The sequence below is a fragment of the Nocardioides bruguierae genome (assembly GCF_023656415.1).
GTDB lineage: Bacteria > Actinomycetota > Actinomycetes > Propionibacteriales > Nocardioidaceae > Nocardioides > Nocardioides bruguierae.
On record NZ_JAMOIL010000054.1, the window covers coordinates 1 to 8,799 of the forward strand.

Below are 8,799 nucleotides of genomic sequence, written 5' to 3' on the forward strand. Positions count from 1 at the left end.
CACCCCCACCACCGGCACCCCCACCACCGGCACCCCCACCACCGGCACCCCCACCACCGGCACAGGCACCGCTGAGAGGGCTACCTCGGGCGAGCGGGCGGCACGGCTGGACGTGTCCCCGTCGGTGTTCGTCGCGGGGCAGCTGCTCACGTTCAGCGGCCGGATGCCCACGTCGGGCGTGCAGAACATCCGGCTCCAGTTCCACATGGGCCGCCCCGGGGACTCCTGGACCGACGTCGAGCGGGGCCGGGTCGGGCGCACGAGCCGGACCGGCGCCTTCTCCTTCACCTTCCCCGCGCCCGCGATGCTGAACGTCCGGTGGCGGGTGCGCTCCAGCAGCGGCACCACCCCCGGCGTCCTCATGCAGGCGCGCTGGCAGGAGATCCTCCTGGAGGTGGACGGCGGCTCGGACCGGGTCGCCACCGGGTCGACGTTCACGGTGGTGGCCGACACCGCCCCCGACATCTTCCAGGGGCCGCCCCCGATCCCGGGGCGCACCGTCGTCCTCCAGCAGCGGGTGCGTGGCGACGAGTGGCGCACCGTGGCCCGCGACCTCGTGGGCTCGGCCGGCCTGGCCAGGTTCCAGGTGACGGCACCCTCCCGCGCCCGCACCGTGGCCTACCGCGCGGTGCAGCGGGACTGGAACGAGGACGGCGACCGGATCGGATGGTTCCCCTCCTACCCGCACCTCGTCGACGTGGTCTCCTCCGGAGCCGCCTCCCGGGACGACGCGGACAGCAGCACGGACGTCTCCACCGCCGCGGCCGAGCCGAGCGCGCGGGCGACCAACGCCGCGACCCCCACCGCGAGCACCCGGTACCGCTGGGCGCCGTCGCTCTTCGACTTCGCCTGGGAGTCGGGCGAGTCGCTGACCAGTCGCCCGGCCCGGGGCACGCGCCGCCAGGGCGGGTGGCTGGACACCTCCGACGGCACCGGCCGCGCCAGCAAGCACAACGGCGGCGTCGAGCTGGACACGGGCTGGGACAACCGCGGCGACGCCTACGGCTCCCACGGCACGACCACCCTGACCCTGAGCAGGAACGCCCAGACCTACGGCCGCTGGGAGTTCCGCATGCGCTCCCAGGTCGAGGAGTCCGGGCCCGGCAGCCAGCACACGATCCTGGTGGAGCTGGTGCCGGCCACCGCCGGCACCGCGTGCTCGGCCACCGCCATCACCGTCGCGAAGGTGACCGCGACCGGCGGACGCCTCACCGTCGGCTCGTCCTCGGCGCGGGCCGGCAAGGCCTGGACGTGGACCAAGCGCGGCGTGAGCCGCGGGACCTCGCCGCACAACTTCGCCGTCGAGGTCGGTCGCGACCACGTCACGTGGTTCTACGATGGCTCCCCCATCGCCACCACGAAGAACCGGCGGGCCGTCCCCGGCGTCCCGCTCACCCCGCGGATCAGCATGGTGGGCGTCGGCCAGCGCCGTGCGCCCCGCACCCAGGCGATCTACGACTGGGTCCGCGGCTTCCCGATCGACCACGGCACCCAGGTGCGCCGCGGCCACGCCCTGCGCACCAGGACGCTGGGCACGCGCTGCTGAGCGGTGGCTGCTGATCGGTGGCCGGCGACCTGAGCGACGCGGGCAGCCCCCGGAGAGGACGAAACCCCAGGCCGTACGGCCTGGGGTTTCTTCTGTGGGCGATACTGGGTTCGAACCAGTCCCGTCGTCGATCGACGATTCTGGCTGTGACCAGCGACCCGAGCCTCTGACCTGCAGTTCTGAGGAACAGTAGCGTGTTGACTTACAAGCCACAAGGGACACGCGTACCCTCCTGGTGGACACGTAGTGGACACGAAAGGCACGTGAGTCCATGCCGAAGACCCCCGATCGCCGCCGCTTTGGCCAGATCACCAAGCTGCCCTCAGGCCGGTACCGCGCGCGCTACTCCGACCCCGACGGACGCCAGACCACACCGGCCGACCCCGAGCGACGACCAGAGCCCATCCGCTACGCCGCGCCCACCACCTTCGACACCCGCGAGGACGCCGAGGCGTGGCTGGTCGCCGAGCGCCGCCTCATCGGCGCCGGCGAATGGACTCCCCCGGCGGCCCGAGCCGAAGCCCGTCGTCGAGCAGAGGCCGACGCACGCCGGGCCGGAGTGACCTTCGGCGAATGGGCCGACTCCTGGCTCGCGGGCCGACGCGTGAAGGGCCGCCCGCTCGCCGAACGCACCCGAGCTCACTACCGGACCCTGCTCGACGAGCACATCCTGCCGACCTTCGCCGACGTCCCGCTCCGAGACATCACCGTCGAGGACGTCGAACGCTGGCACACCCTCACCGCCGCCGGCCGCCCCACGCTCCAGGCGCACGCCTACTCGCTCCTGCGCACCATCCTCGGCACCGCCGTGCAGCGCGGCCTCATCCGCACCGGCAACCCCGCCACCATCCGCGGCGCCGGCACCTCCACCCGCGCCAGGAAGGTCCGCCCGGCCTCCCTCGCCGAGCTCCGCCGCAAGGACATCGACATCAAGCACGGCGTCATCCGCATCCGCCGCGGCGTCGTCCGCGCCGCCGGCACCACCATCGTGAAGGCCCCGAAGTCCGACGCCGGCACCCGCGATGTCGCCATCCCACCCCACCTACTCCCCCTGGTCCGCGAGCACCTGCTCCAACACACCGCGCCAGGGCAGGACGGACTCCTCTTCCCAGCCAACAACGGCAGGCAACTTTCCCCCTCGAGCCTCTACGGCCGCGCCCCCACCAAGACGTCGGCCGGGTGGGGCTTCTACGGCGCCCGAGCCGCGGCAGGCCGTGACGACCTCCGCTGGCACGACCTGCGACACACCGGCGCCGTGCTCGCCGCCCAGACCGGCGCCACCCTCGCCGAGCTCATGGGCCGACTCGGTCACTCCACCCCCGGCGCCGCGATGCGCTACCAGCACGCCGCGGCCGAGCGCGACGCCGAGATCGCCCGACGCCTCTCGGCTCTAGTCGATGGCCAGTAGGAGGCGCGTTCAAGGTCCTTGTGTCGCCGACTCGCCCATGTGACCCTTGTGCCACCGGAAGGCGTGCTGCTGCATGCCCTGATCCGTTTGAGTTCGGCCTTTTCCCGACTCCGGATCCGTAGGGAGCAGGCGCTCCCGCCGTCGCGCGGTCTTCGACCGCCGTGAACGGTTCCCCCCCCCCACCCACAACCGGCAGCCCCGGACCAGCCCAACGAGGCAGGTTCCGGGGCTTCGTGCATTTCGAACCCGAAAGGCCCATCACCGTGACCAAGAAGCACCCGCAGCCGTCTCGGCGCCTCGTGCCCGTCTCTGTCGCCGCCGACTACGCCGGCGTGAGCCCGAAGACCATCCGTCGCCGAATCGCCCAGGGCGAGCTCGTCGGGTACCGACTGGGCACGAGCGGCCGGACCCTGCGCGTAGACCTCACGCAGGTCGAGGCCCTGCTCCAGCCCATCCCCACCGCCGGCGCATGACCTGGACGAAGCTGGGCGACGACTACGCAGACCGCCCAGAGGTCGCGTCGCTGTCCGATGCTGCGTTCCGTCTGGCGATCGAGGCTCTGGTCTTCTGCAATCGGCAGACGACGGACGGCGCGCTGCCCAAGGCCATGCTGACGCGCATCACGGCCGTTCCCGAGCCGGGCCGGGCAGCTGACGAGCTCGTGGCTGCTGGGTTGTGGGATGACCAGGGCGAGGTCTGGCAGCTCGACTGGTCGGACCAGGAGACCGCCGAATCGGTCCGCGCGCGGCGCGAGTACCGGGCCTCGAAGCAGCGGCGGTACCGGGAGCGGATGGACCGTCACCGGCGCGGGGATCACTCAATCTGCGACCCGCGGAACTGCCGAGACGGCGTTACCGGTAACGAGACTGGTCACAAGCCACCTGTGAATGATCCGAGCGCGTTATCCACAGCCGTTACCGGTAACGTTACCGGTCTCGTTACCACCTCCCGTCCCGTCCCGTCCCGACCCGACCCGACCCGCCCCGAAGGGAGCGGGGAGGACTCGGGAGGGAGGACAGCGCAGAGCGTCACGCGTGACGTCACGCGTGACGTCACGCGTGACAGCGAAGGGGGTGCGCCGGACGCACCCCCCGCGGACCCGGACGAGGTGCGGATCGCCGCTGAGGCCGCCGCTCGCCGGCTCGACGGCATTGACCTGCCGACGGCACTGGTCTGCGCCCGCGCTCTCGCCGCACGCCCGTCGGTGAAGTCCGTCGTGAGCTACATGCGGACCTTCGACGCCGAGGGCGTCCGTCGCGTCGCTGGCGTCGTCCCAGCCCCACGACCGGCGCCGGCCGACCGGTGCGAGCACGGCGTCCCGGCCGGAATGCGCGTCAACGGCGCCGGGCCTAACGCCTCACGGCTGTGCTCGGCCTGCGACGTCCAGCACCCAGCCGATGAGTCACCTGAGGACGGGGACGACGAGAAGGGTCTCCACAGTGTGGAGACCCCGGGCGGCATCCGCGTGACCCAACACGACCAGACCGCTGCAGGAGGCTCACGATGACGCCCGACGAGGAACGACCCAGCCGCCAGCACCGCGACTCCTACGAGTCCTACCGGCAAGCCATCGAAGACGCCGACCGTGTAGCCCTGGACCTGATCAAGCAGGTCGACGGCCAGCTGCTCGTCCCCGCCGACGAGGTCATCTTCCTGGCACGCCGACTGCGCCAGTTCACGAGCCTCATCCGCCAGACGGTGCCCGGAGACGTGATCTGACCATGACCCCCTTCGACGCGCCCATCGACTCCACCGACGCCCGCGAGCAACGCGAGGCCGAGGCCGAGGCAGCAGCCGCGCTGCAGCTTGAGGCCCGGGTACACGCCGCCACCTGCCGCGGCGGGTGGCTCGGCGAGGACGACGAGGGCCGACCCCGGCCCTGCCCACGGTGCCGGCCCCACCTCGTGCACGTCTCCTGCCGCACCTGCCAGGCGCCCTGGCAGTCCTGCCGCTCCCTCACCGAGATCCGCCGCGGCCCCTGCTGCGACCAGTGCAACCACGACCCCAGGAAGCCCCAGTGACCATGCCCCACGCACTCCCCCGCACCATGCCCGCCGCCATGGCCGACGGCCGCAGCCGCAAGATCACCAGCCGCCACGTCCACGTCACCGACCCCGACCACCCGCAGCCCGTGTCCGTGCGATGGACCCCCGAGCGCGGCCCCCTCTGGCGCTGCAGCGCCTGCGGTCCCCAGGACCACGCCGCCTGCCTCCACACCTACAGCGCCGGCGTCCTCCTGGCCGAGCAGCTCATCGGCCTCACCCGGACCGCCGAGATCGCCCCGGTGTCCGCCTGATGCCCCGCCGCAACCGCAGGACCCGCCGCAACCGCCCCGTCACGCAGACCCCGACCTACCGGGACACGCGCAGCCTCGACCAAGTGGCCGCCGATCTGGTCAAGGCCGGCCGGGCGCCGGTCACGATCCTCGACCGACCCTTCCTCGGCCGCCCCCGAACCGAGCAGGCCGAGTGCTGATCGGCGACCGCGGCCCGGGCGTCGTCCTCGACGCCCGCACCTGCGCGGTGCTCGAGGCATACGCCGGTGTCCGGCACCTGAGGACGCTGCACCGTGGCCAGGACCCGCACCTGGACCGGCAGCTGGCCGAGATCAAGCACGCCGCCGACCTCTGGCAGACCCACGTCGACCGCGCCACCCGCAACCACCTCGGTTCCGCCGATGGTTCCGCCAGCGGACCCACCGTGGACGCGGCACCGGAACCCGACCGACCCTCTCCGTGGCTGACAACCAGCCAGGTTGCAGTTCTCCTTCGGGTCGAGCCCCGGACGGTGGTCAAGGCCATCGACCGGGGCTCACTCCCGGCCCGAAAGGCCGGCCGTCAGTGGCAGATCCACACCGACGACGTGGAGCACTACCGCCAAGCTCGACGCGAAAGGCAGCCCCGATGACCACGCCCCAGCTCCACCACGACCCGAACCGCTCCCGCACGAACGCGCCGACCGTCGCCTCGACGATGTCGCACCGCCTCCAGCGGCACCCGCTCGCCGACTTCATCCGCAACAGCACGCTCACCGCACCCGACACCGTCACCGGGCTCATCGCAGCCGAGGACCGCCTGATCGACCTCGAGCAGCAGATCCAGCAGCGCCCCCAGACCCTCGACGAGTTCCTCGGCGAGACCGTCAGCGACCTCGTCGCCGGCAAGCCGCTGCCGGACGACATCGGCGTCCGCGTCAGCGAGATCGCCGCCGCCGAGCAGGCCGCCGACCAGGCCGCGCTAGCCATGCAGCAGATCCAGCACCGTCTCCGGTCCCGCTGGGACACCACCGCGCACGACGCCGCCGACGAGCTCCTCGAGCACCTGCGCGAGGACCTGACCAGCATCCTCACCGAGGCCCGGACCGCCGTCACCGCGCTCGACGGCCTCGACGTCCAGGACTCCGAGGCCGTCGCCGAGGCCACCGACAAGCAGCGAGCCGCACTCGCCGCCCTCAAGGCCCTCCGCCCTCGCTACCGCCGGCTGCGCAGCCAGCAGACCGACATCGTCGAGGCCGTCTACGAGCGCCCCGACTCCGCCAGCCCCCACGACGCCACCGCCTGGCGCTGGAAGCACGTCTGGGCCTCCCGCATCCACGAGTTCGAGAACGTCTACGCCACCGCCCCCAAGCACGACACCCGCGACGTCCTCTGGTTCCGCGAGCTCACCACCCGCACCGACGTCTGGCTGCCCAACATCGACGACCTGCGCACCAGCTGGTCCGAGATCCAGCACTGGCACAGCCCCGGCAAGCCCAACCCCACCAACGCCTGACCCAACCCACCCACCGGAAGGAACAGCCCCATGCCCATGCCGCTCCGCCCCCAGGCCGACCCCGCACCCGACGACGCCGTCACCGCCGCCGCAGCCCGCATGCGTGCCTACCTCGGCATCCGCACGCTCCCGAAGCCCGACACCGAGGCATCCGCCTCCAACACCGAGAAGACGGACCAGTGGACCCGCGGGCCCCGTCTCTCCAGCTGACAACGTCGCGCACCCCTGGGGCATCCCCCTCCCACCCCCACCCGCAGAGGACCGAGGGAGAGCGCTCTGAGGGGTGCGGCAACCAATCAACCTCAACGCGGCGTCCGGCCGGGGGCCTCGGGCGGGTGTCCTGATGCCGGCCCGCAGGGACCCTCGCAAGCCGCACTCGCGGGCGACGCGGGGCACGGTCGGGGCCAAGAGCGCGCTCGTCGACCTGCCCGCCGAGGGTTGCGACCTGCCGGTGCCGACTCTCCCGAAGGGCCGGCCCGAGGGGAAGCCTTGGACGGCTGCCCAGCGCGCGAGGTGGCGCGAGCTGTGGCAGTCGCCCCAGGCGACCCAGTGGGACGAGTCTGCGAAGGCGACGGTCGCGACGCTGGTGATCTTCGAGTCGATGATCTACGCCGGGGAGGCATCGGCGTGGGTGGCGCAGGAAGCCCGCTACGCCGCCGACGCCCTCGGACTGACCCCGAAGGCCATGGTCTCCCTCGGCTGGCGCATCCGCGACGAGCGCGAGGAGCAGCAGCAGTGAGCGCGCGCAGGTCAGCCCGCCGCACCGCTCGCTCGGTCCGGCGCCCGGCACCGGCCTCGGTCGACGGACTCCCCGGCAGCCTCGCACACCGCAGCGTCGGCGTCTGGACAGCCCCCGAGCACCTCCACGCGCCCCGGGGCCTGCTGGCCGCATGGCGCTCGGCCACCAACCGCTACAGCGCCGCCCGGCGCGCCTGGGACAGCCGAGACGGCGCCGTCCCGGCGCCCCGCAGCTACGGCGTCTCCCGCACGGCGCCTGACCCCGCCGACCTCGAGGCGCTCCGCGCACAGGCGCAGACGCTCATCGACGCCGTCCGCACCACCGACAACACCACACCCCCGATGGGAGACTGAGCATGGCCGTTCGCAGAGAGTCCGTCCTCCTCGAGCTGGAGGACCACTTCACCACTGGCATGGCCAAGGCCGCCGCCGCCACCGCGGCGCTGAACCGGAACCTCCACGACCTCGACGGGACCAGCACCTCCACCAGCGGTTCGGTCGCCGACCTGGACCGCAGCATCAGCGAGTCCTCGGTCTCCACGGAGCGCGCACGCGCGAAGACCAGCGAGTACACGCTGGAGATGGCCCGCGCCGACGTGAAGTCCCGCGAGCTGCGGAAGACGCTGCGCGAGCAGGCCCTCGCCGAGCTCCAGGCAGCCGACGGCGCCGACGAGCTCGGTGACTCCCTGAACCGCAGCGGACGCGACATCGACCGCTACTCCGGTCGGCTGCGGCTGCTCGGCGAGGCCATCGTCATCCTCGGCCCCACGCTCTCGCCCATCGCCGCCTCGCTGGTCCCGGCCGTCACCGGCCTGACCGCTGGCCTCGGTGCGGCTGCTGCTGGTGCTGCGACCGCGATGATCGCCGTCCAGGGCCTCGGCGACGCCGTGACGGCGCTGGACGACTTCCAGAACGACCCGACCGAGGCGACCCTGGAGAAGCTCCAGGAGACGCTGTACAAGCTCGGCCCCGAGACCCAGCACTTCGTGCGGTACCTGAACGCCCTGCAGCCCGTCCTCGCGCAGATCCGCGACACCGCCGGCGCCGGACTGTTCCCCGGCGTCGAGTCCGCCCTGGACCGGCTCCAGACCGACGTCCCGGCCGTCACCAGCTTCGTCTCCGACCTCGCCGCCACCCTCGGCCGCCTCGCTGACGACGCCGCCGCGGCACTCGTCGGTGACGACATGGAGGCGTTCATCTCCTACGTCCGCTCCGACACGGTCCCGATGATGGACTCCTGGGCCCGGTCGACCGGCAACGTCGTCGTCGGCCTCGGCCAGCTGATGGCCGGCCTCGCGCCCCTGTCGCGGGACTTCACGTTCGGGTTCGAGGACATGA

The 8,799-nt window shown here is 72.4% G+C and carries 14 protein-coding genes; all 14 read left to right on the top strand.

Features of this window, described 5'->3' with window-relative positions; translation table 11 throughout:
* Positions 1–1,546: hypothetical protein (locus M8330_RS21350; RefSeq protein WP_250828994.1), on the top strand; the 1,546-nt coding region annotated here is incomplete at its 5' end.
* 271 nt (positions 1,547–1,817) lie between these two features.
* Entirely contained in the window at positions 1,818–2,954 is a 1,137-nt protein-coding gene (locus M8330_RS21355) for a tyrosine-type recombinase/integrase (protein ID WP_250828995.1), read from the top strand.
* A 263-nt stretch (positions 2,955–3,217) separates the two neighbouring features.
* On the top strand, positions 3,218–3,427 hold the full coding sequence (locus M8330_RS21360) for a helix-turn-helix transcriptional regulator (protein WP_250828996.1): 210 nt from the start codon (positions 3,218–3,220) through the stop codon (positions 3,425–3,427).
* Positions 3,424–4,461: a hypothetical protein gene (locus tag M8330_RS21365; RefSeq protein ID WP_250828997.1), complete on the top strand. Its 1,038-nt coding sequence runs from the start codon at positions 3,424–3,426 to the stop codon at positions 4,459–4,461. The genes M8330_RS21360 and M8330_RS21365 overlap by 4 nt, the downstream gene beginning before the upstream one ends.
* Complete coding sequence (locus M8330_RS21370; protein WP_250828998.1) at positions 4,458–4,673, top strand: hypothetical protein; 216 nt, start codon at positions 4,458–4,460, stop codon at positions 4,671–4,673. The genes M8330_RS21365 and M8330_RS21370 overlap by 4 nt, the downstream gene beginning before the upstream one ends.
* 2 nt (positions 4,674–4,675) lie before the next feature.
* Complete coding sequence (locus M8330_RS21375) at positions 4,676–4,975, top strand: hypothetical protein (RefSeq protein ID WP_250828999.1); 300 nt, start codon at positions 4,676–4,678, stop codon at positions 4,973–4,975.
* On the top strand, positions 4,972–5,250 hold the full coding sequence (locus tag M8330_RS21380; protein WP_250829000.1) for a hypothetical protein: 279 nt from the start codon (positions 4,972–4,974) through the stop codon (positions 5,248–5,250). The genes M8330_RS21375 and M8330_RS21380 overlap by 4 nt, the downstream gene beginning before the upstream one ends.
* Positions 5,250–5,429 (top strand): hypothetical protein, encoded by a 180-nt coding sequence (locus M8330_RS21385; RefSeq protein ID WP_250829001.1) that lies wholly within the window; start codon positions 5,250–5,252, stop codon positions 5,427–5,429. Before M8330_RS21380 ends, M8330_RS21385 begins: the two co-directional genes overlap by 1 nt.
* Positions 5,423–5,860, top strand: coding sequence for a helix-turn-helix domain-containing protein (locus tag M8330_RS21390; protein ID WP_250829002.1), 438 nt, complete (start codon positions 5,423–5,425; stop codon positions 5,858–5,860). Before M8330_RS21385 ends, M8330_RS21390 begins: the two co-directional genes overlap by 7 nt.
* Entirely contained in the window at positions 5,857–6,723 is an 867-nt protein-coding gene (locus tag M8330_RS21395; protein ID WP_250829003.1) for a hypothetical protein, read from the top strand. The genes M8330_RS21390 and M8330_RS21395 overlap by 4 nt, the downstream gene beginning before the upstream one ends.
* A 30-nt stretch (positions 6,724–6,753) precedes the next feature.
* Entirely contained in the window at positions 6,754–6,933 is a 180-nt protein-coding gene (locus M8330_RS21400; protein WP_250829004.1) for a hypothetical protein, read from the top strand.
* Positions 6,934–7,066: 133 nt separating this feature from the next.
* Positions 7,067–7,462: a phage terminase small subunit gene (locus M8330_RS21405; protein WP_250829005.1), complete on the top strand. Its 396-nt coding sequence runs from the start codon at positions 7,067–7,069 to the stop codon at positions 7,460–7,462.
* On the top strand, positions 7,459–7,815 hold the full coding sequence (locus M8330_RS21410; RefSeq protein ID WP_250829006.1) for a hypothetical protein: 357 nt from the start codon (positions 7,459–7,461) through the stop codon (positions 7,813–7,815). The genes M8330_RS21405 and M8330_RS21410 overlap by 4 nt, the downstream gene beginning before the upstream one ends.
* Before the next feature lie 2 nt (positions 7,816–7,817).
* Positions 7,818–8,799, top strand: a 982-nt coding sequence (locus M8330_RS21415) for a hypothetical protein (protein WP_250829007.1), incomplete at its 3' end; no start/stop codon positions are given.